Below are 23,062 nucleotides of genomic sequence, written 5' to 3' on the forward strand. Positions count from 1 at the left end.
AAAATTAAGTTATTGAAGCGTTTCTGAAATATCTGAAATTTACTGTTTTGTAGAAAAAAGAGGTTTTGTTATTTCGAATCCTTTTAGAAAAAAACAAAAAAATTAAAAGGATAATAAAGCAATATGATTAGTTATGTTTTCATAAAGCCTTGACCGAAATGTAAAGGAGAACACTGAAATACTCTCCCTTAATCTTATTAGATGATGCTTGCTTTATCGCTTAACTTCCCAGCCCCGACTTTTTATCAGACTCTTCAATTTTCAATTCCGGTTGTGCTGGTTCTGCAATCTTATTTTCTTTAACCACCAGTTTTACTTTCTTCAGGACTTCAATTGTACTGTCTTTAGAACGTTTCAAGGTGCCCGTTAAAAGCTCTTTATGTTTGCTGGAAATCTGCGTGACATCCTGTTTAAACTCTTTACCCAGACTGGATAAGTCTTCAAGTACCGCAGTAAATTCGATCTTGATAAAGTTCTTCAGTTCTTTTTGTGAGCCAAACCATTGCTCCTTTATGCTATCAACACGCTGAAGCACATCCTGACTAAATTGACGTAACTGTTCCTGAACCGTATCGCTTAACTGCTTCGCTTCAACTTCCAGCTTTTCTTTACTTTGCCCGATACTTTCAAGCGCCTGTTCCTTGGCTTCCACTGTGGCCTTTTCCAGTTGCTCTGCAGTTGCAGCAACGACTTTGTTTAACGGCTTCTTGGAATTGGTGGTTTTGGATGCTGTAGTCATGAATCTTGTTCCTGTTTTTATTATGACCCGGCAATATTATGTGGATTTGATCAAACTTAGAATCTGATTTGTCAGACAATGCCAACTCGCTTACATTTTTCTAACACTGTCAAAAAACAGACTTCATAATAAAAAGCAAGGGATTTATCTTACACTTTCGTACCAAAGCTATTGGACTTGGAAACTGTTTCTGCGTATAATGCCGTGTTAAGTTCAAGCGAGCAGACATAGGGAGGGTGGGTTTTAAAGCAGCCTTCCTTTTTTTTCGTCTTCTCGCTTTTTTACAGCCTAAATTTCAGGAGCTTTGGTTTGAGCACCCCAGCAATTTTAGCCCTAGCCGACGGTACTATCTTTAAAGGTACCTCAATCGGTGCATCGGGTAGTACGACTGGCGAAGTCGTTTTCAACACTGCCATGACTGGCTATCAAGAAATTTTGACTGACCCGAGTTATGCACAGCAGCTTGTCACCCTAACTTACCCACATATTGGTAATACAGGCTGTAATGATGAAGACACTGAGTCAGGTCGAATTCATAAAGTATGGGCCAACGGATTGATCATTCGTGACTTGCCTTTATTGCATAGTAACTTCCGTGCAGAGCAATCACTTGGTGATTATCTAAAACAACATAACATTGTAGCTATCGCAGACATCGATACACGTAAATTGACACGTATTCTGCGCTCTAAAGGCACACAAAGTGGCTGTATCCTTGCTGGCGAAAATATCACTGAAGAAGAAGCATTAGAAAAAGCACGTGCTTTTGGTGGTTTAACTGGTTTAGACCTTGCAAAAGAATGCTGTGACCCTGAAGGGTTTGAGTGGACTGAAGGCTCTTGGGAGCTGGGTAAAGGCTTCTCTCAACCAGAACTTAAATTCCATGTTGTTGCATACGATTACGGTGTCAAAACCAACATCCTACGTATGCTTGCAGATCACGGTTGTAAATTGACTGTAGTTCCTGCACAAACTCCTGCAGAAAAAGTCCTTGCTCTGAATCCAGATGGCGTATTCCTGTCAAACGGCCCTGGCGATCCGGCAGCATGTGACTATGCAATTGAAGCTGTAAAAACAATTGTAGAAGATGCGCGCAACATTCCGGTATTTGGAATTTGCTTAGGCCACCAGATTCTTGCGCTTGCCTCAGGTGCTAAAACGGTGAAAATGCCTCACGGTCACCACGGTGCCAACCATCCTGTACAAAATCTTGAAGATGGTACAGTGATGATTACTTCACAGAACCACGGCTTCGCGGTAGATGGCGAAAGCTTGCCGGCCAACCTTAAAGCAACGCACAAATCTTTGTTCGATCAAACCCTGCAAGGGATTCATCGTACAGACAAACCTGCGTTCAGCTTCCAGGGGCACCCTGAAGCAAGCTCTGGTCCGCATGACAGCGCGCCATTGTTCGACCATTTCATCGAACTTATCGAAGCATCTAAGAAGTAATTAAGGAGCAAATAATGCCAAAGCGTACGGATATTAAAAGCATCTTAATTATTGGTGCTGGTCCTATTGTTATCGGTCAAGCCTGTGAGTTTGACTATTCAGGTGCTCAAGCATGTAAAGCGCTGCGTGAAGAAGGTTACCGTGTTATTTTGGTTAACTCGAACCCTGCGACTATTATGACTGACCCAGCAATGGCGGATGCAACCTATATCGAGCCAATTACTTGGCAAACGGTTGCAGCCATCATTGAAAAAGAACGTCCAGATGCAGTCCTGCCTACCATGGGCGGTCAAACTGCATTGAACTGCGCACTTGCACTGGATGCCAACGGTATTTTAGAAAAATACAATGTTGAACTGATCGGGGCGAGCAAAGAAGCCATTGAAAAAGCCGAAGACCGCAAACTCTTCGACCAGGCAATGCGCAAAATCGGTCTTGAGTGTCCAAAAGCGGCCATTGCTGAATCAATGGAAGAAGCGCTGGAAATTCAAGCACGTTTCGGTTTCCCTGTCATTATCCGTCCATCTTTCACCATGGGTGGTTCAGGCGGTGGTATTGCGTATAATCGTGAAGAATTCCTTGAAATCTGTGAACGTGGTTTCGATCTTTCTCCAACCAAACAGTTATTGATTGATGAATCTTTAATTGGCTGGAAAGAATACGAAATGGAAGTTGTTCGTGACAAAAACGACAACTGTATCATCGTATGTTCGATTGAAAACTTTGACCCAATGGGTGTACACACTGGTGACTCCATCACTGTTGCACCTGCGCAAACATTGACTGACAAAGAATACCAATTGATGCGTAATGCATCTTTAGCGGTTCTTCGCGAAATCGGTGTAGAAACAGGTGGTTCTAACGTTCAGTTCGGGATCAACCCCGAAGATGGCCGTATGGTGATCATCGAGATGAACCCGCGCGTATCACGCTCATCTGCCCTTGCCTCTAAAGCCACTGGTTTCCCGATTGCGAAAATTGCAGCGAAACTGGCTGTGGGTTATACCCTGGATGAACTGAAAAATGACATCACCGGCGGTACAACTCCTGCGTCATTCGAGCCTTCAATTGACTACGTGGTTACCAAAGTTCCACGTTTTAACTTCGAGAAATTCCCACAAGCTGACGCAACGCTGACCACCCAGATGAAGTCGGTGGGTGAAGTGATGGCAATCGGCCGTAACTTCCAGGAATCTGTGAACAAAGCGCTTCGCGGTCTTGAAGTAGGTTCATGTGGTTTTGACGAACAAATTGCCCTGGGCACTGAAGGCGCACGCGAGAAGATTCTGCAGGAACTTAAAGTGCCGGGTCCAGAGCGTATCTGGTATGTGGCTGATGCGTTCCGTCATGGCTTTAGCTTAGATGATATCTTTGAAGCCACCAAGATTGACCGCTGGTTCCTGATCCAGATTGAAGACATCGTTAAGACTGAAAATGAAATCAAAACTTTAGGTTTTGGCGATTTAAATGCAGACAACATCCGTTCGTTCAAACGCAAAGGTTTATCTGACCTGCGCATCGCGAACCTGATGGGTATTTCACAAAAACAATTCCGTAAGCACCGCTGGAACCTGGGTGTAACGCCAGTTTACAAACGTGTCGATACTTGTGCAGCAGAGTTTGAATCTGATACAGCGTACATGTATTCAACTTACGATGAAGAGTGTGAATCAAATCCATCAAGCAAAGACAAGATCATGGTGATTGGTGGCGGTCCGAACCGTATTGGTCAAGGGATCGAGTTCGATTATTGCTGTGTACACGCTGCGCTTGCCATGCGTGAAGACGGCTATGAAACCATTATGGTGAACTGTAACCCTGAAACAGTATCTACCGATTACGACACTTCAGACCGTTTGTACTTTGAACCGATTACATTGGAAGATGTACTTGAAATCGTACGTACTGAAAAGCCTAAAGGCATTATCGTACAGTATGGCGGTCAAACTCCATTGAAATTGGCTCGTGCTTTAGAAGAAGCAGGTGCACCAATTATCGGTACCTCTCCAGATGCGATTGACCGTGCAGAAGACCGTGAACGTTTCCAGCAAATGATTCAACGTCTGCAACTTCGTCAGCCAAATAACAGCATTGTTAAATCTGCTGAAGAAGGTATCGCGGAAGCAGCGAAAGTAGGCTACCCGCTGGTTGTACGTCCATCTTATGTACTGGGTGGCCGTGCGATGGAAATCGTATATAACGAAGAAGAGCTGAAACGCTACCTTCGTGATGCAGTTCAAGCCTCTAACGATGCCCCTGTCCTGCTTGACCGCTTCCTCGACGATGCGATTGAAGTTGACGTAGACTGCGTATCTGATGGTAAAGACGTGGTGATTGGTGGGATCATGCAGCACATTGAGCAGGCTGGTATTCACTCGGGTGACTCTGCATGTTCGATTCCTCCATATTCTTTATCCAAAGACGTACAGGATGAAATGCGCCGTCAAACTGTGGCTATGGCCAAAGAACTTGGCGTAATCGGTCTGATGAACGTTCAGTTTGCTGTAAAAGGTGAAGATGTTTACATTCTGGAAGTGAACCCACGTGCATCACGTACTGTGCCGTTTGTTTCTAAGTGTATCGGCGATTCTTTAGCGAAAGTTGCTGCACGTTGTATGGCGGGTCAATCTTTAGAATCTCAAGGATTTACTAAAGAAATTATCCCGACTCACTTTGCTGTGAAAGAAGCGGTATTCCCATTCAACAAGTTCCCGGGTGTTGACCCGATCCTTGGCCCTGAGATGAAATCGACAGGTGAAGTGATGGGTGTAGGCAAAACATTTGGAGAAGCGTTCTATAAAGCTGTATTAGGCTCAAATGACCGTTTACCAGGCCTGCCAACCGAAGGTGAAATCAAACATGCTTTCATCTCTGTACGTGATTCCGATAAACCGCGTGCAGCAGGTATTGCGAAGCAACTTGCTGATTTTGGCTTCAAAATTATCGCAACTGGCGGTACTTATGACGTCATTAAAGCGGCCGGTATTGAATGTGAGCGTGTGAATAAAGTAACCGAAGGCCGTCCAAATATTGTGGACCGCTTGAAAAATGGCGAAATTCACCTCATTATCAATACCACTGAAGGGAAGCAAGCTCAGCAGGATTCATTCTCAATCCGCCGTTCTGCACTGCAAGGCAAGGTGTATCACACCACGACCCTGAACGGTGCTGACGCTGTATGCCAAGCTCTCGCTATTAAATTGCCAATGGATGTATATCGTTTGCAAGACTTACAAACAGTAGGTTAATTCGTTACTGAGAAGTCCCGTCACCTTCTTGGTGGCGGGCTTTTTTCATTTCTAGACTTTATTTTTTTTAATTAATGAGGGACAACTATGCAACGTTATCCTATGACTCCCGAAGGCAAAGAAGCCTTAGAGAAAGAATTACATCAACTGAAAACTGTAGACCGTCCACGTATTACTGCAGCGATTGCGGAAGCACGTGAACATGGCGACTTAAAAGAAAATGCGGAATATCATGCTGCACGTGAGCAGCAAGGTTTCTGTGAAGGCCGCATTCAGGATATCGAAGGTAAACTTGGTGCTTGCCTGGTGATTGATGTCAAGGAGCTTGAGCAAAATGGGCGTGTAGTTTTTGGTGTCACGGTAACGATTGAAAACCTGGACACTGAAGAACAAAAAACCTATAAAATCGTAGGGGATGACGAGGCAGACTTTAAGATTAATAAAATCTCTGTCAACTCGCCGATTGCACGTGGCCTTTTAGGTAAAAATGAAGGCGATGATGTAAAAATCGTAACCCCACAAGGCGAAGTGGAATACGAAATAGTAAAAGTCGAATATCTTTAAGATTTAAGACGATTGAATAAAAAGCCCCTCGATTGAGGGGCTTTTTATTCTAAATTCACCATTAAACACTATAGAAATCAATTAAAAATGTTTATGCTTTTTCAATATTCAATACAACTGATTCCAGACTTAGCATGCAACTTATTTGGTTTAGACAAGATTTAAGAATTCATGATCACACGGCACTTTGGCATGCTCGCCAAGCGGGTGAATGCATTGCACTGGTGGTTTTATCACCCACTCAGTGGCAACAACATCAAGATGCTCCAATTAAAATTGATTTTTATCTTAGACAACTCCAGCAACTCAAAAACGAACTTGCTCAGTTAAATATTCCTCTTATTCACCTCATCACCCCGCTCTGGAAAGATCTACCACAACAACTTCTAAAGCTTTGTAAAACACATCACATTCAAAATGTACATGCCAATATTGAATTAGGTATCAATGAATTAAAAAGAGATACTCAAGCACAGAAACTCCTTGAATTGAATGGGATAGGTTTTGAATTGTATCATGATCGAACGCTTTTTATGGTCGGAAATATACGCAATAAAAGCGGACAGCCCTACCAGGTTTTTGGTGCATTAAAAAAACAGTGCTACGAACAGTTAAGTATCAGTATTCCCACTTGTTACCCAACTATTGAGGCACAGCCCCCAATAGCACCTCATGAGGATTTTTCACGCCTCTTGCCCAGTTTTGAAGCGATTTATCCAGATCAGCACATCTCACAAGAACAACAAACACTTTGGCAAGTTGGAGAACATCATGCCTGGAGTATATTAGATGATTTTATTAAGCATCGAGTCAGCCATTACCACTTAGAACGAGATTTTCCTGCACTCAATAGTACAAGCCAACTTGCTGCTTATTTGAACACTGGAATCCTGTCTATTCGCCAATGTTTAGCAGCATTATTTGGTCATACAGGTTATCTTCATTTTGACAATCAAGGTCAGCAAATATGGTTAGATGAACTCCTATGGCGTGAATTTTATCAACATATCTTGTTCGAATTTCCCCGTGTATCAATGTCTTTGCCCTTTAAACAAGATACTCAGCGTATTCAATGGAGACATGCACCTGAAGATTTACATGCTTGGCAGCAAGGACAGACAGGCATCCCTATTGTGGATGCCGGCATGCGGCAACTACTCGCTACAGGTTGGATGCATAATCGCGTTCGCATGATCTGTGCGATGTTTTTATCGAAGAATCTATTAATTGATTGGCGTCATGGTGAAGCATGGTTTATGCAACATTTAATAGATGGTGATTTGGCTGCAAATAATGGTGGATGGCAATGGTGTGCATCTACAGGAACTGATGCTGTACCCTATTTCCGTATTTTTAATCCTGTCAGCCAATCTCAAAAATTTGACTCTAACGGTGATTATATTCGTAAATGGGTACCTGAGATCGCGCATCTAGATGCCAAACAAATTCATGAACCTTATGCAAAAAGTCCAAATCCAGATCTGGATTATCCACGCCCTATTGTTGATTTAAAAAGTAGTCGAGTACGTGCAATAGAAGCTTTTCAGCATTTAAACCAAACTCAGTTATAATGGGTTTGAAATTATTAAGTCTGTAAATTTCATGTCTGAATGTTTAGTTAATTCCCCGGTAAAGCATTGGTGCGAATTCGAGTTTATTTCCAAAACGGTGAAGAATCCGAATATTCACATTAAGGGGAATTATAGTTATTACTCAGCCTATTGGGATCAGGGCTTTGAACGTTGCGTGGTTCGCTATTTGCATGACAAGCCCTCGACACCTGAGAAGCCGATTGATCAGCTTTATATTGGTAATTTCGTCTGTTTTGGCGCCGAATGCGTGATCATGATGGGTGGCAACCAGTTGCACCGTACTGACTGGATATCAGCATTTCCTTTCGATACTCGCAGTTTTGTACCGGCAGGTGACACTATCATTGGTAATGGCTGCTGGGTTGGTTCACGTGCCATGATTATGCAAGGCGTGACACTCGGTGAAGGTGCTATCGTTGCCACAGGTGCGGTCGTCACCCAAGACGTGCCACCTTATGCGATCGTCGGTGGTGTACCTGCCAAAATTATTAAATATCGTTTTCCACAAGAAGATATAGAAAAACTGCTTTCTCTTAAGCTTTATGACTTAGATGAAAAGCAGTTTTTAAAAATGCGTGAACAATTGCAGACGGATGATGTGAATAACCTTTTCAATTATGTACAAAATTTAAACTAAGACTTATATTTATCTTACATTAAATAAAATCCGACAAATATGCTTCTTTCACCTAAGACACTTGAAAAGCTTCGTGATCTGATCAATGAAATAACTGAATATAGATCAGGACCTAAAATTATAGATTTCTTCGCTACTTTTGATTATGAAGATGTCTATGGGAATGACTATTTAAGAAAGTATGGACAAGGTTTCCCTTCAAGATGGTTATATACAGATCAACGCTTATCTCAAATTAACAATACTCCTAAAATCATTACCTGCATTCAAAATTTATTCACTCCTATCAACTATATGGAGAACTTAAAAAGACTCGATGAGTTGATAGCTGACTTTAATAAATATCTTCAATTCGATAAATACCGAGTAATTCGTGCAAACACTGAAATTATTGTTAAGCAAATTAATTCTATAAATATTGATGATCAAATTCAAGAAAGTACACAGGATTTAGGTCGTGATTTTATCAAATATGAATTTAAGATAGATCTCGCAACGATAAACTTGACACCCACACTCGTTCCAGTTATTGAAAGTCGAATGTCAGAAATTGAGAAAGCATTTAAAGGGGAAGCATTTTTATCTGTGGTTTTATTGGCAGGCAGCACTTTAGAAGGTTTATTTTTGAATCTTGCCTCTCAGAATCCCCAAATTTTTAATACATCACCGATTAGCCCTAAAAAAGATGGCAGTGTAAAAAAATTTGATCAATGGACTTTAAATAATTTTATTGAAGTTGCTCACGATATTGGAATTATTGAAAAAGATACTTATAGATTTAGTAAGGAGCTAAGAGATTTTAGAAACTATATACACCCATTTCAGCAAATGACTGAAAAATTCACTCCTAGAGAACAAACAGCAAAAATCTGCTTACAAGTATTAAAATCTGCAATTTCAGATATTAACAATAACAAAAATAAAATTAAGACATAAAAAAACCCACTCAATCGGAGTGGGTTTTTTCAGAATATGGTGGCTATGACGGGACTTGAACCTGTGACCCCCGCATTATGAGTGCGGTGCTCTAACCAACTGAGCTACATAGCCTTAAACTGTGCGCGCATTATGAGATTTTCTTTAAAGAGCGTCAACCCCATAATGCACTGTTTGATCAAAATTTGTTGAAGTGAGCCGATAAGCCGGGTTCTGTCGAGAACGATCATTCCTCTAGGCGTACAATCACTCATACGCTCAAGCGACCTACCCGGATCCAGCATGGGCCATGCCTAACGGATCCCTATTTGGTCTTGCTTCCGGTGGGGTTTACCATGCCATGAACTGTTACCAGTCATGCGGTGCGCTCTTACCGCACCCTTTCACCCTTACCTCCGGTTCCGATTGCTCAGAACCACAATGAAGGCGGTCTACTCTCTGCTGCACTTTCCGTCGGCTCGCGCCGCCCAGGCGTTACCTGGCACCTTGCCCTATGAAGCCCGGACTTTCCTCCCCTGCTTCAATCACGGAGATTTCCACAGCAGCGATCGTCTGGCTCACTTCGAGCCGCATAGTATCAAATCTGACAACTAATTGCTTGATGTTTTTTGAGCAGTCAGTTTTTCATACTTGGCCTGTAGCTGTTCCTGCGTCTCTACATGGTTCGGATCAAGCGGAATACAATCTACGGGACAGAATAACTGGCACTGCGGTTTGTCATGATGTCCGACGCACTCGGTACACAGATCAGGATTGATCTCATAAATGAGTTCCCCCATATAAATTGCCTCATTCGGGCATACAGGTTCACAGACATCACAATTGATACATTCATCGGTGATATATAAAGACACTCTACCAACCTTGTTGAAGTTTACGCTCGAAGGCAGCAACCACATTTGGTGGAACAAATTTGGTTACATCCCCTCTTAAACGAGCAATTTCACGCACCAATGTGGATGAAATAAATGAATATTGCTCTGAAGGCGTTAAAAATACCGCTTCAAAATGAGCATCCAGTTGACGGTTCATATTCGCTAGCTGAAATTCATACTCAAAATCAGACACTGCACGTAAACCGCGTAATACCGCTGTTGCCTTCTGTTCACGGAAGAAATTCACCAGCAAACCGTCAAATCCTACAAATTCAACATTGTCCAAATGGCTTAAGGACTGTTTGGCTAGCTCAACTCGCTCTTCCAGACTAAATACCGGATTTTTATGATGACCAATGGCAATAGCCACCACAACTTCATCAAACATTCTTGATGCACGTGTTACCAAATCAATATGACCATTGGTAACTGGATCAAAAGTTCCCGGATATATCACACGAGTTTTAGACATCCATTTGTACTCTGTTTGTTATGTAGGCCGCTATTTTAGCAAAATCTTGATTTTTGTTGAAGAAACTCCACTAATTTAAACTCTTCAACTCAATAAAAGTTACGGTACAATAGCTTTAACTTTGGAAGTGTCGGATTATGGCGAAAGTAACTGTAGTTAAAAAAAATAACGGCGGAACGATTGCACTCAACAAACGTGCCCGTCATGATTATTTTATTGAAGAAAAATTTGAAGCTGGACTTTCCTTACAAGGCTGGGAAGTCAAATCTTTACGTGCGGGCCGTATGACCATTGTAGAGAGCTATATCACCTTTAAAAATGGTGAGGCTTTCCTGTTCGGGGCGCAAATTCAACCTCTGCTCAGTGCATCTACGCATGTCGTGCCGGAAGCCACACGTACCCGCAAGCTGTTATTGAACCGCCGTGAAATTGAAAAACTGATGGGGGCGATTAACCAGAAAGGTTATGCTTGCGTACCATTGGCCTGCTACTGGAAAGGGCCAAATGCCAAACTGGAAATTGCCCTGGTAAAAGGTAAGCAGCTGCATGATAAGCGTGCGACTGAAAAAGACCGTGATTGGCAACGTGATAAAGCACGTTTATTTCATAAATAAGAGCTGAACCCGGTCAATAAAAAACCTCCCTAGTACGGAGGTTTTTTTATGCTTTTAAACTTTGCTATGTAATCTGGCTAGCGTAAGGGCAATATACTCCCCAAACCAGAGTGCAGTCTGCAAATCCCCTTCTGGCGGTGTCACTTCAACTGGTGCATTATCCGACTGGGTCATCAGTCCTAAAAAGCTCGACATGCGGTTCAGGTCTGTTGCAGAACGGCCGGTCGGCATCAAAGGCAAACCCGACCACAACATGCCATGCTGCATCGCAAACAGGTTAATCTGTTGTAAAACAGCAAGCTTGTCACCACTTAAACCACCACCATTGGTAAATGCAGCAGCCAGTTTCCCCTGCCAGTTACGTGCTACCCAGCGTTTGGACGACTGCTCCATAAACAGTTTCATGGCCGCCGTCAAACTGCCCATATAGGTGGGGCAGCCAAAAACAATCGCATCACTGGCATCCAGTAACTCCCAATCAATCTGCTCAACATTCATCATATGTACCTGAACACTTGCCTTTTGCACACCTTCAGCAATAAAGTTTGCCACTTTAGCCGTGTGTCCATAAGGACTGTGATAAACAATCGCAACAGATTTGGAAGATAGGGACATAACAATCAAAAACCAGTAATTTCAGTCAAGTTTAACAGTTTCAGGCCATAAACACGAATGTTGCCATGCGCCCGGTTTTGGCTTCACGGCGATAGGAAAAGTATTCATCGGCCTGAGTATAAGAACACTGATCGCCGCCCAAAACGGTTATTATCCCGTGTTGCTGCAAGATGTAACGCGCAATTGCATACAGGTCGGCATAGTATTTTTCGGTCTGCTGTCCCGCCTGAAATGCGCTGTCCAGCTCAGGATATTTTGAACAGAATGCCTCTTTCACTTCTGTACCCACTTCAAAGCAAGGCTGGCTGATGGCCGCCCCCAACCAGGCCCAGACCGGCCGGGACTGCATACTGGCAATGGTATTTTCAATAATTCCACCTGCCAGACCCCGCCAGCCAGCATGCAGGTTGGCAACCTCAGTTCCTTCCCCATTCACCAGCACCACCGGCAAACAGTCTGCCGTCATCATTATGAGGGCATGCGCTTTACGCTGCGTCACCAGACCATCTCCCACCAGTGCTTCAAACGGGAGCTGCTCATTAATAGTATGGCAAATCGTGCTATGCGTCTGGCTCATCCAGGTGATTTTATCCACACCGAAAGGCTGAAAATCCTGTAGCAGCTGAATGCGGTGCTTGTAGACACGTGCAGCCTCATCATTTACATGCAATGCCAGGTTAAAACCTGCCAGTTCCGGCTGCAGAGATGGCTGAACCTGATCATGATGGACACGGGTCTGACCCACATATACCCCTTGAGGAAGTCCTGCGACAAATTGCATCTCGATTCCTTATACTGATGACGGCCTAGATAGAAAAATTAATACGCTTTGTTTTCGCTACGCAGTACTTCAACCAGATGGGCGAAATCTTCTGGCCACGGCGCTTCAAACATCATTTCCTCATGGGTACGCGGATGAACCAGTCCGAGCTTAGCGGCATGCAAGGCCTGACGCTTAAAACCGCGTAGAGTATCTTCAAGGAGCTGCGATGCACCTGCCGGCAAACGTACACGCGGCATATATACCTGATCGCCAAGCAGGCCATAGCCTAAATAGCTAAAATGCACACGAATCTGATGAGTACGGCCAGTTTCCAGACGCGCCTGAACACGGGTGAAATGCTGGAAACGCTCTTTCACGTTGTAGTGTGTGATGGCATCTTTACCGCCGGGCAATACCGCCATTTTGACACGATCCACCGGGTGGCGTTTAATCGGTTCATCAATGGTGCCACCAGCAATAATATTGCCGTAAACCACCAGATCATACAGACGATACACCGATTTCTTTTCCAGCTGTTTACTTAAAGCAAACTGAGCCTCAAGGTTTTTTGCCACCACCAATAAACCACTGGTGTCTTTGTCGATTCGGTGTACCAAACCTGCGCGCGCCAGCTCAGACGATTTCGGATAATGATGCAATAAGGCATTGACCAGAGTTCCTGAAGTATTGCCTGCACCCGGATGCACCACCATACCCACCGGCTTGTTAATGACAATAATGTCATCATCTTCATATACAATGTTTAACGGAATATCTTCCGGCAGGCTACGGGTCTGTGATTCAAGCTCAACATTGAGTGTTAATGTTTCAAAACCGTCACTTTTAAATTTGGGCTTAACTGGTTGACCATTCACCAATAAATTGCCCTCTTTAATCCACTGCTTGAGTTTTTCCCGAGAAAAGTCACTCCAGACCATTGCAGCAATCTGGTCGATACGCAGGCCGATATAAGTTTCATCCAATTGAAATTGCAACGATAAACGTGTTGCAGTTGGTTCTGAAGTATGGTTATCTGCATCCTCAGAATCTTCAAGTAAATTGAAATCAGTCTCAGGGATATTAGAATTGGAAGATTGTGCTTGACTCATTTGCTCATTCAGACAAAAGTGGTTTAATAGTGCAATTGTAGCTCATTGCCCGTATTAACAGAGGAATTTTTATGTCGCTACCACATTATAAAATGACAATGCTTGCAATTACGTTAGGCGTTGCATCGGCAATGGTAGGCTGTAGCAGTAATCCCAAAAAAGAAGTCGTGGACAAAGGTCCAGAGTCTAGCGAACAAGTTTATATTCAAAAAGCACAGAAAGCGCTAGATCGTAATCAATATAGTGATGCGGCAAAACAGCTTGAAGCACTGGAAACCTATTTTCCGACCAGCCAATACGCACCGCAGGCCCAGCTTGAGCTGCTCTATGTCAAATTCCAGCAAAAAGATTTTGAGGGTGCTGTCGCACTGGCTGAACGTTTTATCCGTCTAAACCCGCAGCACCCTAACGTAGACTATGCCTATTATGTGCGTGGTGTGGCCAATATGGAACAGAACTATAATGGCCTGATGCGTTATACCTCACTAAAACAGTCGCACCGTGATGTCAGTTATCTGAAACTGGCCTACCAGAACTTTGTCGATTTCATTCGCCGCCATCCATCCAGCAGTTATGCAGTAGATGCCGCGCAACGTATGCAGTTTATCGGTCAGGAACTGGCAGAGCATGAAATGAGTGCAGCGCGTTTCAACCTGAAACGTAAGGCGTATCTGGCTGCTGTAGAACGCTCATTGTGGGTGATCGAACACTATCCGAAAACACCTCAGATTCCGGAAGCTTTGGCCACAGTCGCCTATGGATATGACAAGCTGGGAGATAAAGCGACTTCCCAGCAGTATATTGAAGTTTTGAAGCTGAACTATCCGAATCTGGTGAAAGCCAATGGTGAGGTCAACCTGCGCGCAGCACGTCATGAAGGCAGCTTCCTGAACCGTGCGACTTTGGGTATCTTTGGTAAGGGCGCCAGCACGGCAACCGATACTACAAGCCAGCCAGCAGAACTTGAACCACCAAAACGCAGCTGGACCAACCGCATATCATTTGGCTTACTGGACCGTCCGGAGAGCGAAGACTAGGTCTGACAGAACCGTTCAATCAAGTCACGGTTCGAGGTGCAATTTTATTAAGGGCAAGGTATCATACTTGCCCTTTTGTTTTGTCCGGGCAATGCTTGAACAATCTGCTCAAAAGGTATACAAAGGAATTTGCAAGACGACAGTTCCATTAGACTATTCTCATTTTTTCAATGATTTAGAATTTAGACACGCAGCACGAGCAGCTCAATACACCATGGCCATTCCTCAGCATACGATTGATCAGATTCTCGATCGCACCGACATTGTCGATGTGATTGGTCAATACGTGAAATTAAAAAAGACTGGCCGTACCTATTCGGGCTGCTGCCCCTTCCATCAGGAAAAGTCACCTTCTTTCCACGTCTATCGCGACAAGCAGTATTTTCACTGTTTCGGCTGTCAGGCCAACGGAAATGCCATCCGCTTTTTGATGGATATTGGCAGCCGTAATTTCGTCGAGGTGATGAAAGAACTGTCCAGCCAGACCGGGATTGAACTGCCTAAAGACAATAAAGATTCCAACCGGCTGAAATACAAGCGTGAAGCCAAGCCCAAGCCAGTCACAGCACCGCCTGTAAAAATAACAAATCTACCCGCAAATCCTGCACCTGAACAAGCGGCTTATTTTGACCCTTTTGCTGAAATTCAGGCGCCAGACCCTGAGTTTTATACCGATGATCCATTTGCCTCTTTTGAGCAAATGCCAGCTATAGAAAGTCAGGCTGACGGCAATCTGTATGACTTACTGGAAAATATTGCACAGTTTTATGAACGCCAGTTACCTCACAGTCCCAATGCCCAGCAATATTTTAAACAGCGCGGTTTAAGTCATGAAACTGTGGCCTACTGGCGCTTAGGCTACGCACCTGAGGACTGGCAACATCTGGAAAAAGCCTTTCCACAGGATATTCAGGGACTCAAACTGCTGGGCCTGATTCGGACCAGTGACAGCGGCCGGGATTTCGACCTGCTGCGTGACCGCGTCATCTTTCCGATTCGTGACAGCAAAGGCCGGATCGTCGGTTTCGGTGGCCGTGCGCTAAATAATGAAATCAAACCCAAATATATCAACTCACCAGATTCAGAGGTTTTCCATAAAAACCAGCTGCTGTACGGTTTATACGAAGGCCGCAAGCAAAAAGCCCAAGACTGGCTAATGGTCGAAGGTTATATGGATGTGATTGCCTTACAGCAAGCCGGCATCCATGGCGCCGTGGCGACCCTGGGTACAGCCAGTAATACTGAACATCTGAACATCCTGTTTAAGCAGAATAATCGGATTACTATTGCCTTTGATGGTGATGCCGCCGGACAAAAAGCTGCACGGCGTACTCTGGAAATTGCCCTGCCGCTCTTAAATGATGGCCGTGAACTTAAGTTCTTTGTCCTGCCGGATGATCATGACCCAGACTCGTTAATTCGCCGTGAAGGACTGGAAAATTTCCGCCGTTTACTGGATCAGGCCCCGCTGCTTTCGGACTTCGTCTTTGCTCACCTGACCCGAAACCATGATGTGGCCACGCCCGAAGGCAAAAGTCAGGTCATGGGTGAACTGCGCCAGCTAACTGAACTGTTGCCCAAAACAGGCTCATTTCGCTATCTGCTGCAGCAGTTTTTCCGGGAGAAATTAGGCTTTAGCCGAAAGTGGCAACCCAAAGTCAATAATGACGCCTCTTTAAGCTTTAGTACCAAGATTGATGCTGAAGAATATGTCATTGCAATTTTAATGAATCACCCCTATCTGTATATTCATTTTGAGCCTTTGCGTGCCCTGATTTCGCCTGATCAGCTGCTGTTTAAAATTCTGAATATTCTGAATATTATTTTTGATGAATTACCGGATGATCCCGAGCTTTCGATTTATTATGTACTCGGGGCCTGTGCGGCCTATCATCGTGAATTGCAGCATATTCTGCAACATGCCAATGTCAGTGACTATACCTCCTCCCCGGAACAGGCGGACAAGCTGGCAGCTGACTTTTCAATCAAGTTGCAATATCAGTGCTTACAGCACAAGATCAGATCGAAAAAATTTAATAGTATTGCAGAAATGAAAAATCTCAAGATGCAGATTTATGAAATTGATAAAAAGCGCTCAATGACTCTGCTGGAAGATTAAGCGCTACTATAATTATCATTTTTAGCTCCCTATCAAAGTTTCAGACCTATATCGCATCTGCCATTTTTCTAGCGGAACTCGATTAAAAATATAGTTTGGAAATAGAATTTAAAGCGCTTGCTATGCAGGGTTTTGCAAAACCTGCTAGTGTTTCAGCCAGCAAATAAAGTCAGCATTCTGCAAGATAAATCCACCAGAAAAAGCTATCGAGCAAGAAAACAACAAGAGTAATAGCAGTCTTTCGTTAAATATCTATAGTCTTATCTATCAAGGATAAATCCTCATGCTTCGGCTTGCGGCGCTTATCCATCACATCATGCAGGTTATCACGCATCAGTTCAAAAACGCCTGGATCTTCCGCTTTTGCGGCTTCACGTAACAAAATCGAAGTCGGATGCAGCAGTTTCTGGGTCAGACGATGAGAAAACTCGGCCAATACTTTCTCTGCATTTTCTCCCTTGGCAATGCGCTGGGTCGCAAGTTGCAGCTCTTCCTGACGCAGAACTTCACCATGTTCGCGATAGGCATGAATGGTACTACCGGCCTGATTGACCTTTTGCTGGGTCATCAGCTCAGTAGCCAGCTGGTTGACCATCACTTCTGCTTCAACGGCTGCCTGACGACGCTGCGCCAGATTCTCATCAATCACACTTTGCAGATCATCTACACCGTAGAGATACACCCCATCCAGTTTTTCAATTTTCGGATCAATATCACGCGGTACAGCCAGATCCACCAATAACATTTGCTGATAACGGCGTTTCTTTAAAGCGGCTTTGACATCGGCATAAGGAATTACCTGGTGCAGACTACCAGTACAGCTGGAAATCACATCAGCACGATGCAGATGAGCCGCCAGCTGGTCAAAGTCGATAATTTCCACATCAACCCGATGGGCAATTTCCTGAGCCAGAGTTTCAGCACGTGCCTGGGTACGGTTACAGATAATGATCTTACCCACCCCCATTTCCGCAAGGTATTTGGCCACCAGACTGTTCATCTCTCCTGCTGCAACCACCAGAATAGTCAGCTTTTCAGGGTGACTAAACACCTGAATGGCCAGTTGGGCAACGGCATAACCCATAGAAACGGCATGACTTCCTACAGCAGTTTCCGAACGTACGCGTTTGGCTGCATAGAAAGCATATTCAAAAATACGGTTTAAGTCCTGAGAAACAATTTCGGCTTCTTTGGCCAGCGTTAAAGCAGACTTAACCTGTCCCAGAATTTGAGGTTCCCCGAGCATCAGTGAGTCCAGACCGCTGGCTACCCGCATCAAATGTGTAACGGCTTGGGCATTTTCATAACGATAGACATGATTTTGCAGTTGTTTGACATCAACCCCATTTTTTTGGGCAAGCCAGTTCAGCACAATGTCGACATTGTCCGACATCGCGTAAACTTCGGTCCGGTTACATGTAGAGACCACCACCATATCGTTTAATTCAGGGTGTTGGCTCTGTGCAGCGAGCAAGGCACTTAATTTTTCAGGATTAAATGCTATCTGTTCGCGTAGCTCTACAGAGGCAGTTTGATGGTTGACACCCAATGCAAAGAAAGACATATCAGGTCATCATTTCAATAAATTTATGCTATTGTGCAACATCGGTGTCATAAAAAGCATTACTTGGATCAAGAAAAATTGCGTCAAACAGCTAGCCGTATGAACGGGCCTACAATTAAGCAATATTCTACCACATTCTTGCTGGTAGGGAGCATGGTTTCAACTGTGCATCTTCATGCAGCAGGAACAGCCTACCATGCAAATCAGAATTATGATGCCATAAAGCAAAGTATGGTGGCTGAGTTTGCGCTGGCCTATCATGATATTCCAACTGCCCTGCATAACTATACCGTGCTGGCGATTAAAAGTAATTCCACCGCTGTGAAAGAGCGCGCACTCAATATTGCCCTGGAACACGATGACCTATCTGCGGCACTGGACATTTCCACGCATTGGGTGGTTCAGGAACCGCAAGATGTGCCCGCATTGTTCTACTTGTCGCACATCGCCTTAAAAGCACATGAGTATGAGCTGGCCGCAGAAACGCTGGAGAAAATCCTGCACATTGATGACAGCGCAGATCTAGAAGAGATTCTGGCCGGAATTTCCCCTGAAGATTCTGAGGACCGGGCCTACCTGATCAATGCGCTCAGCAAAAGCAGTGCTAAAAATAACCCCTCGATTCTTGTTCTGATTGCCGGCCTTGAAGCCCAAAATGGCCAGCTGGCTCAAGCATTGGAAACCATTGGACAAGCACTCAGGAAAAGACCAAAAACAACCGGCTACATACTGCTCAAAGCCAACCTGCTGGATGCCATGGGCGATTATAACGAGACGCTAAAATGGTATGAAAAATCCAGCCGTAAACATCGTAACAACCTTGAGGTGCGACTGGCTGAAGTAAAATACCGCATCAAACTGAATGATTCTGTGACTGCCTTAAAAAAATTGCAGGATATTTTAAAGAAATGGCCGACTGCTGAAGAAGCCCTGTTTATTGCCGGTCTGACCAGTATTGATTTAAAAGAATATGAACAGGCTGAAAAATATCTGGTCGAGCTACGCTATTCGGCGCAGTATCAAAACGAAGCCTATTACTATCTGGCTGTGAATGCCGAACGTAAACAACATTATGAAACAGCAAAAGCCTATTATCGACTGGTAGATGGCAGCCTGTATATCGTCTCTCGGCGTAATATTATTTCCATCTTTGCCAAGCAGGACAAACTGCATGATGCTTTACGTTTCCTGACCCAGGAACGGGTAAATTATCCACAGCACACCAGTTTTCTGTATCTGGCCCAAGCCGACATCCTGAAGCGTATGGACAATAAAAAGGCTGCGATTCGTCTTCTGGAAGAAGCCAGTAACAACCTGCCGGATGACCCAGAACTGATCTATGCCCAAGTACTCTTGCTTGACCCTTTTGCAGACCGTAACAAGCTGGATAAACTGCTGCAAGCCCTGCTCAAAATTGAGCCGCATAGCCCAACCTATCTGAATGCTTATGCCTACACCCTCGCCATGCAAAATCGCCGCCTTGAAGAAGCGCGGCATTATGCAGAGCTGGCCCTGGAATATGCACCGGAACAGGCATCAATTCTGGATACTTATGGCTATATCTGCTATTTGCAAAATGACTTTGCTAAAGCCTCCCAGGTGCTGGCCAAAGCTTATACGCTAAATGCCAGTCTTAAGATCGGAATACGTTATGCACGTGCCTTATATATGCATGGAGATTTACAGCAATTTCATCAAGTGTTACAACAACTACAACAAAATCACGCAAATGCCCCCGAATTAGAACAACTTAATTCGCTATTGTTAGCACCACAATAAACAACAGGTAACTACACCTATGCGCTATTGGAACTCTTTAGGCTGCAGCATGTTTGCAGCCACTGCCTTATTCATGACGGGCTGTCAGCACATTGTACAGCCTCAAGCACCGACCACCGGTACGGTACTGGAAGCAGAAAACCAGTTCCAGTTACAGGGGAAAATCGGCGTACGCACCCCACAGCAAAGTGGCAGTGCTTTTTTCACCTGGGTACAGCAGCAGGAAGAATTTGACATCGAACTGACTGGCATTTTAGGCGTAGGTCGAACCCAGATTTCAGGCAAACCCGGCCAAGTCACTTTAAATAGCGCAAAAACCGGACTGATTCAAGCGGAAAGCGCTGAGGAACTGCTGCAACGTGCAACTGGCTGGCAGGCACCCATAAGCCATCTGGTGGACTGGGTACAGGCGCGTCCTTCCACTCAGGCTGCTCAAATCCAGAAAGATAGTGCCCAGCGCATCAGCCAGATTATAGAAGATCAATGGAGGGTAGAGCTAAGCTATAACCAGCAGGCAAAACTGCCAAACCGCCTGATTTTAAAACACGCGCTTGAGAACGGTGGTGAAAACCGTATTACAATGCTGATTCAAAACCGTTAACTGCTCTGATCCAGATATGATGATTCGTGTTCCCTCCCCTGCAAAGCTGAATTTGTTTTTACATATTACCGGTCGCCGGCCGGATGGTTATCATGAGCTGCAAACCATTTTCCAGCTGATTAACTTATATGACTGGCTGGAGTTTGAACAAAGCGCTGATGATGCGATTCAGATTGAGGGACTGGCTTCGGTCGATCAGGAACACAACCTGATTTATCGCGCCGTGCAGATGTTACGGCCCCATGCCAAGACTCCTTGTGGTTTAAGCATTCATATAGAAAAAAATATTCCAATGGGTGCAGGTCTTGGCGGCGGCTCTTCCAATGCAGCCACAACGCTGATTGTGGTCAACCAGCTCTGGCAATGTGGCCTTAGCACCGGGCAACTTGCCGAACTTGGGCTAAAGCTCGGGGCAGATGTTCCCATTTTTGTGCATGGTCTGAATGCTTGGGCCGAAGGCATTGGTGAACACTTAACATTCATAGACTTAGATCAAAAAAAATTCATTGTATTAAAACCTGACTGTTTTATCAGCACTCAACAGCTTTTTTCACAAAAAATGTTGACAAGAGACACGAAGCCATCTAAATTTTGCGCCTATCAGCAAACACCATCTGATTTTGGAAATAACTTTGAGCCAGTAGCGAGAAGCCTATATCCGGAAGTCGATGCAGCCATGCAATATCTTGACCAGTTCGGAGTTGCAAAGTTGACAGGTACAGGTGCCTGCGTGTTTATTGAGGTAACTGATGAATTGAATATCGCGGATATTCTGGTAAATGCGCCATGTAAAGCTTACCTGGTGGACAGTTTACAAGAATCCCCTTTACGTCAATTCAAAGTTCAATAGGGGTATCGCCAAGTGGTAAGGCACCGGGTTTTGATCTCGGCATCCGTTGGTTCGAATCCAGCTACCCCTGCCATTTTTCACCTGTAGATGTATGTATTAGGGGTATCGCCAAGTGGTAAGGCACCGGGTTTTGATCTCGGCATCCGTTGGTTCGAATCCAGCTACCCCTGCCATTTACATTCATCAAATCTAGGGGTATCGCCAAGTGGTAAGGCACCGGGTTTTGATCTCGGCATCCGTTGGTTCGAATCCAGCTACCCCTGCCATTTCTCGAAAAAAGACAGAACATCTATTTGCGGTAAGACTGTTAATTTACCTTGACATAACATCGCAAAAATATTAAAGTTCTGCCGCATTAGGGGTATCGCCAAGTGGTAAGGCACCGGGTTTTGATCTCGGCATCCGTTGGTTCGAATCCAGCTACCCCTGCCATCTACTTCCATACATACCAACCGCCAAGGGTGCTTCATGCCCAATCTTGTCGTTTTTAGTGGAACTGCACATCCACAATTCGCTCAAAAAGTCGTAAGTCATTTACATATTCCTCTAGGCGCTGCCTCTGTAGGTCAGTTCTCTGATGGCGAAATCGCTGTTGAGATTACTGAAAATGTTCGTGGTAAAGACGTATTCATCGTACAACCTACTTGTGCCCCTACCAACGATAACCTGATGGAAATCCTGGTGATGGCTGATGCATTGCGTCGTGCAAGTGCTGGTCGTATTACTGCCGTGATCCCTTACTTCGGTTATGCCCGCCAAGACCGTCGTCCTCGTTCAAGCCGTGTACCAATTACTGCAAAAGTTGTTGCAGACATGTTGACTACCGTCGGTATTGACCGTGTGGTGATGATTGACCTGCATGCTGACCAGATTCAAGGTTTCTTCGATATTCCTGTCGACAACATCTATGGTACACCAGCATTGCTTGCTGACCTGCGCCAGCAGTCACATAATAACCTGATGGTTGTTTCTCCTGACGTTGGGGGTGTAGTCCGTGCACGTGCTGTTGCAAAACAGATGGGCGATATCGATCTTGCGATTATTGATAAACGTCGTCAAAAAGCGAATGAGTCACAAGTGATGCATTTGATTGGTGACGTGAAAGATCGCGACTGTGTCATTGTCGATGACATGGTCGATACGGCAGGTACCCTGTGTAAAGCAGCAGATGCACTGAAAACTTTCGGTGCACGCAAAGTTGTTGCCTATGCTACTCACCCTGTACTGTCTGGCAAAGCCATTGAAAACCTGAAAAACTCTGTAATTGACGAGCTGGTAGTCACTGACACCATCCCGCTTTCAGAAGAAGCTCAGAATCTGGGCAAAATCCGTCAGGTTTCGGTTGCAAGCATGGTTGCTGAAACGATCCGTCGTATCAACAACGAAGAATCTATTAGCGCAATGTTCGATTCTTATCTATAATAGTGCGCTGAATTTCTAAAGCCCTGCCATTTGGCAGGGCTTTGTATCACCAGATCGGTCGCAGATCTGGTTCA

20 protein-coding genes, 5 tRNA genes and 1 other RNA gene are annotated in these 23,062 nt (G+C 44.5%); 17 read left to right on the forward strand and 9 right to left on the reverse strand.

Annotation, left to right across the window (positions count from 1 at the left end; all coding sequences use genetic code 11):
* Positions 1-220: 220 nt before the first annotated feature.
* Positions 221-739, reverse strand: coding sequence for a hypothetical protein (locus E5Y90_RS10245; RefSeq protein ID WP_151203911.1), 519 nt, complete (start codon positions 737-739; stop codon positions 221-223).
* Positions 740-1,048: 309 nt separating this feature from the next.
* Here E5Y90_RS10245 and carA point away from each other — a divergent pair, with 309 nt between their 5' ends.
* From carA to E5Y90_RS10275, 6 genes are all read left to right on the forward strand, one after another.
* Entirely contained in the window at positions 1,049-2,191 is a 1,143-nt protein-coding gene (gene carA, locus E5Y90_RS10250; protein ID WP_151203910.1) for a glutamine-hydrolyzing carbamoyl-phosphate synthase small subunit, read from the forward strand.
* A gap of 14 nt (positions 2,192-2,205) precedes the next feature.
* Positions 2,206-5,439, forward strand: a complete 3,234-nt coding sequence (carB, locus tag E5Y90_RS10255) for a carbamoyl-phosphate synthase large subunit (RefSeq protein ID WP_151205845.1) — start codon at positions 2,206-2,208, stop codon at positions 5,437-5,439.
* Positions 5,440-5,526: 87 nt separating this feature from the next.
* Positions 5,527-6,003, forward strand: a complete 477-nt coding sequence (greA, locus tag E5Y90_RS10260; protein ID WP_151203908.1) for a transcription elongation factor GreA — start codon at positions 5,527-5,529, stop codon at positions 6,001-6,003.
* 134 nt (positions 6,004-6,137) lie between these two features.
* Complete coding sequence (locus E5Y90_RS10265) at positions 6,138-7,574, forward strand: cryptochrome/photolyase family protein (RefSeq protein ID WP_174660153.1); 1,437 nt, start codon at positions 6,138-6,140, stop codon at positions 7,572-7,574.
* 31 nt (positions 7,575-7,605) lie between these two features.
* Entirely contained in the window at positions 7,606-8,232 is a 627-nt protein-coding gene (locus E5Y90_RS10270; RefSeq protein ID WP_174660154.1) for a CatB-related O-acetyltransferase, read from the forward strand.
* A 39-nt stretch (positions 8,233-8,271) separates the two neighbouring features.
* On the forward strand, positions 8,272-9,168 hold the full coding sequence (locus tag E5Y90_RS10275; RefSeq protein ID WP_174660155.1) for a hypothetical protein: 897 nt from the start codon (positions 8,272-8,274) through the stop codon (positions 9,166-9,168).
* A gap of 37 nt (positions 9,169-9,205) precedes the next feature.
* Here E5Y90_RS10275 and E5Y90_RS10280 read toward each other — a convergent pair.
* The 4 genes from E5Y90_RS10280 to coaD all read right to left on the reverse strand — a co-directional run bounded on the left by E5Y90_RS10280 (position 9,206) and on the right by coaD (position 10,515).
* Positions 9,206-9,282 (reverse strand) — tRNA-Met (locus tag E5Y90_RS10280).
* A 72-nt stretch (positions 9,283-9,354) separates the two neighbouring features.
* Positions 9,355-9,732, reverse strand: an RNA gene (gene rnpB / locus E5Y90_RS10285) — RNase P RNA component class A.
* 26 nt (positions 9,733-9,758) lie between these two features.
* Entirely contained in the window at positions 9,759-10,022 is a 264-nt protein-coding gene (locus E5Y90_RS10290) for a YfhL family 4Fe-4S dicluster ferredoxin (RefSeq protein WP_151205646.1), read from the reverse strand.
* 1 nt (position 10,023) lies between these two features.
* Entirely contained in the window at positions 10,024-10,515 is a 492-nt protein-coding gene (gene coaD / locus E5Y90_RS10295) for a pantetheine-phosphate adenylyltransferase (RefSeq protein ID WP_151205645.1), read from the reverse strand.
* A gap of 137 nt (positions 10,516-10,652) precedes the next feature.
* On the opposite strand from coaD, the gene smpB reads away from it, so the two are divergent.
* Positions 10,653-11,129, forward strand: coding sequence for an SsrA-binding protein SmpB (smpB, locus tag E5Y90_RS10300; RefSeq protein WP_151205644.1), 477 nt, complete (start codon positions 10,653-10,655; stop codon positions 11,127-11,129).
* A 54-nt stretch (positions 11,130-11,183) separates the two neighbouring features.
* On the opposite strand, the gene E5Y90_RS10305 is transcribed toward smpB, so the two are convergent.
* Genes E5Y90_RS10305 through rluD form a run of 3 tightly spaced genes read right to left on the reverse strand, consistent with a single transcriptional unit; the run spans position 11,184 to position 13,616 of the window.
* Positions 11,184-11,744, reverse strand: a complete 561-nt coding sequence (locus E5Y90_RS10305) for a flavodoxin family protein (RefSeq protein WP_174660156.1) — start codon at positions 11,742-11,744, stop codon at positions 11,184-11,186.
* 40 nt (positions 11,745-11,784) lie between these two features.
* Complete coding sequence (pgeF, locus tag E5Y90_RS10310) at positions 11,785-12,525, reverse strand: peptidoglycan editing factor PgeF (RefSeq protein ID WP_174660157.1); 741 nt, start codon at positions 12,523-12,525, stop codon at positions 11,785-11,787.
* Positions 12,526-12,563: 38 nt separating this feature from the next.
* Entirely contained in the window at positions 12,564-13,616 is a 1,053-nt protein-coding gene (rluD, locus tag E5Y90_RS10315; protein WP_151204088.1) for a 23S rRNA pseudouridine(1911/1915/1917) synthase RluD, read from the reverse strand.
* 71 nt (positions 13,617-13,687) lie between these two features.
* On the opposite strand from rluD, the gene E5Y90_RS10320 reads away from it, so the two are divergent.
* Positions 13,688-14,653: an outer membrane protein assembly factor BamD gene (locus tag E5Y90_RS10320; RefSeq protein WP_174660158.1), complete on the forward strand. Its 966-nt coding sequence runs from the start codon at positions 13,688-13,690 to the stop codon at positions 14,651-14,653.
* A gap of 214 nt (positions 14,654-14,867) precedes the next feature.
* The gene (locus E5Y90_RS10325; protein ID WP_174660159.1) at positions 14,868-16,772 is read left to right on the forward strand and encodes a DNA primase; all 1,905 of its coding nucleotides are present in this window, start codon (positions 14,868-14,870) and stop codon (positions 16,770-16,772) included.
* Between the two features lie 244 nt (positions 16,773-17,016).
* Here the strand turns inward: E5Y90_RS10325 and hemA are convergent, their stop codons facing one another.
* Positions 17,017-18,336, reverse strand: coding sequence for a glutamyl-tRNA reductase (gene hemA, locus E5Y90_RS10330; protein ID WP_174660160.1), 1,320 nt, complete (start codon positions 18,334-18,336; stop codon positions 17,017-17,019).
* A gap of 78 nt (positions 18,337-18,414) precedes the next feature.
* On the opposite strand from hemA, the gene E5Y90_RS10335 reads away from it, so the two are divergent.
* From E5Y90_RS10335 to E5Y90_RS10370, 8 genes are all read left to right on the forward strand, one after another.
* Positions 18,415-20,115, forward strand: coding sequence for a tetratricopeptide repeat protein (locus E5Y90_RS10335; RefSeq protein ID WP_151204084.1), 1,701 nt, complete (start codon positions 18,415-18,417; stop codon positions 20,113-20,115).
* A 19-nt stretch (positions 20,116-20,134) separates the two neighbouring features.
* Complete coding sequence (gene lolB / locus E5Y90_RS10340; RefSeq protein ID WP_151204083.1) at positions 20,135-20,716, forward strand: lipoprotein insertase outer membrane protein LolB; 582 nt, start codon at positions 20,135-20,137, stop codon at positions 20,714-20,716.
* A 19-nt stretch (positions 20,717-20,735) separates the two neighbouring features.
* A complete protein-coding gene (gene ispE / locus E5Y90_RS10345; RefSeq protein ID WP_151204091.1) occupies positions 20,736-21,566 on the forward strand; it encodes a 4-(cytidine 5'-diphospho)-2-C-methyl-D-erythritol kinase in 831 nt (276 codons plus the stop codon).
* A tRNA-Gln gene (locus E5Y90_RS10350) sits at positions 21,565-21,639 on the forward strand. Before ispE ends, E5Y90_RS10350 begins: the two co-directional genes overlap by 2 nt.
* A gap of 25 nt (positions 21,640-21,664) precedes the next feature.
* Positions 21,665-21,739, forward strand: a tRNA-Gln gene (locus E5Y90_RS10355).
* Positions 21,740-21,757: 18 nt separating this feature from the next.
* A tRNA-Gln gene (locus tag E5Y90_RS10360) sits at positions 21,758-21,832 on the forward strand.
* 91 nt (positions 21,833-21,923) lie between these two features.
* A tRNA-Gln gene (locus tag E5Y90_RS10365) sits at positions 21,924-21,998 on the forward strand.
* Between the two features lie 36 nt (positions 21,999-22,034).
* Positions 22,035-22,988, forward strand: a complete 954-nt coding sequence (locus E5Y90_RS10370) for a ribose-phosphate pyrophosphokinase (RefSeq protein ID WP_151204082.1) — start codon at positions 22,035-22,037, stop codon at positions 22,986-22,988.
* Positions 22,989-23,062 lie beyond the last annotated feature (74 nt).

It is taken from the genome of Acinetobacter sp. 10FS3-1 (assembly GCF_013343215.1).
In the GTDB taxonomy this organism is placed as follows: Bacteria; Pseudomonadota; Gammaproteobacteria; order Pseudomonadales; family Moraxellaceae; genus Acinetobacter; species Acinetobacter lwoffii_C.

Coding starts and splice junctions, on each gene's coding strand:
- E5Y90_RS10245 (WP_151203911.1), bottom strand. CDS start 739: ATGACTACAGCATCCAAAACCACCAATTCCAAGAAGCCGTTAAACAAA.
- carB (WP_151205845.1), top strand. CDS start 2,206: ATGCCAAAGCGTACGGATATTAAAAGCATCTTAATTATTGGTGCTGGT.
- greA (WP_151203908.1), top strand. CDS start 5,527: ATGCAACGTTATCCTATGACTCCCGAAGGCAAAGAAGCCTTAGAGAAA.
- E5Y90_RS10265 (WP_174660153.1), top strand. CDS start 6,138: ATGCAACTTATTTGGTTTAGACAAGATTTAAGAATTCATGATCACACG.
- E5Y90_RS10270 (WP_174660154.1), top strand. CDS start 7,606: ATGTCTGAATGTTTAGTTAATTCCCCGGTAAAGCATTGGTGCGAATTC.
- E5Y90_RS10275 (WP_174660155.1), top strand. CDS start 8,272: ATGCTTCTTTCACCTAAGACACTTGAAAAGCTTCGTGATCTGATCAAT.
- coaD (WP_151205645.1), bottom strand. CDS start 10,515: ATGTCTAAAACTCGTGTGATATATCCGGGAACTTTTGATCCAGTTACC.
- smpB (WP_151205644.1), top strand. CDS start 10,653: ATGGCGAAAGTAACTGTAGTTAAAAAAAATAACGGCGGAACGATTGCA.
- E5Y90_RS10305 (WP_174660156.1), bottom strand. CDS start 11,744: ATGTCCCTATCTTCCAAATCTGTTGCGATTGTTTATCACAGTCCTTAT.
- pgeF (WP_174660157.1), bottom strand. CDS start 12,525: ATGCAATTTGTCGCAGGACTTCCTCAAGGGGTATATGTGGGTCAGACC.
- rluD (WP_151204088.1), bottom strand. CDS start 13,616: ATGAGTCAAGCACAATCTTCCAATTCTAATATCCCTGAGACTGATTTC.
- E5Y90_RS10320 (WP_174660158.1), top strand. CDS start 13,688: ATGTCGCTACCACATTATAAAATGACAATGCTTGCAATTACGTTAGGC.
- E5Y90_RS10325 (WP_174660159.1), top strand. CDS start 14,868: ATGGCCATTCCTCAGCATACGATTGATCAGATTCTCGATCGCACCGAC.
- hemA (WP_174660160.1), bottom strand. CDS start 18,336: ATGTCTTTCTTTGCATTGGGTGTCAACCATCAAACTGCCTCTGTAGAG.
- lolB (WP_151204083.1), top strand. CDS start 20,135: ATGCGCTATTGGAACTCTTTAGGCTGCAGCATGTTTGCAGCCACTGCC.
- ispE (WP_151204091.1), top strand. CDS start 20,736: ATGATTCGTGTTCCCTCCCCTGCAAAGCTGAATTTGTTTTTACATATT.
- E5Y90_RS10370 (WP_151204082.1), top strand. CDS start 22,035: ATGCCCAATCTTGTCGTTTTTAGTGGAACTGCACATCCACAATTCGCT.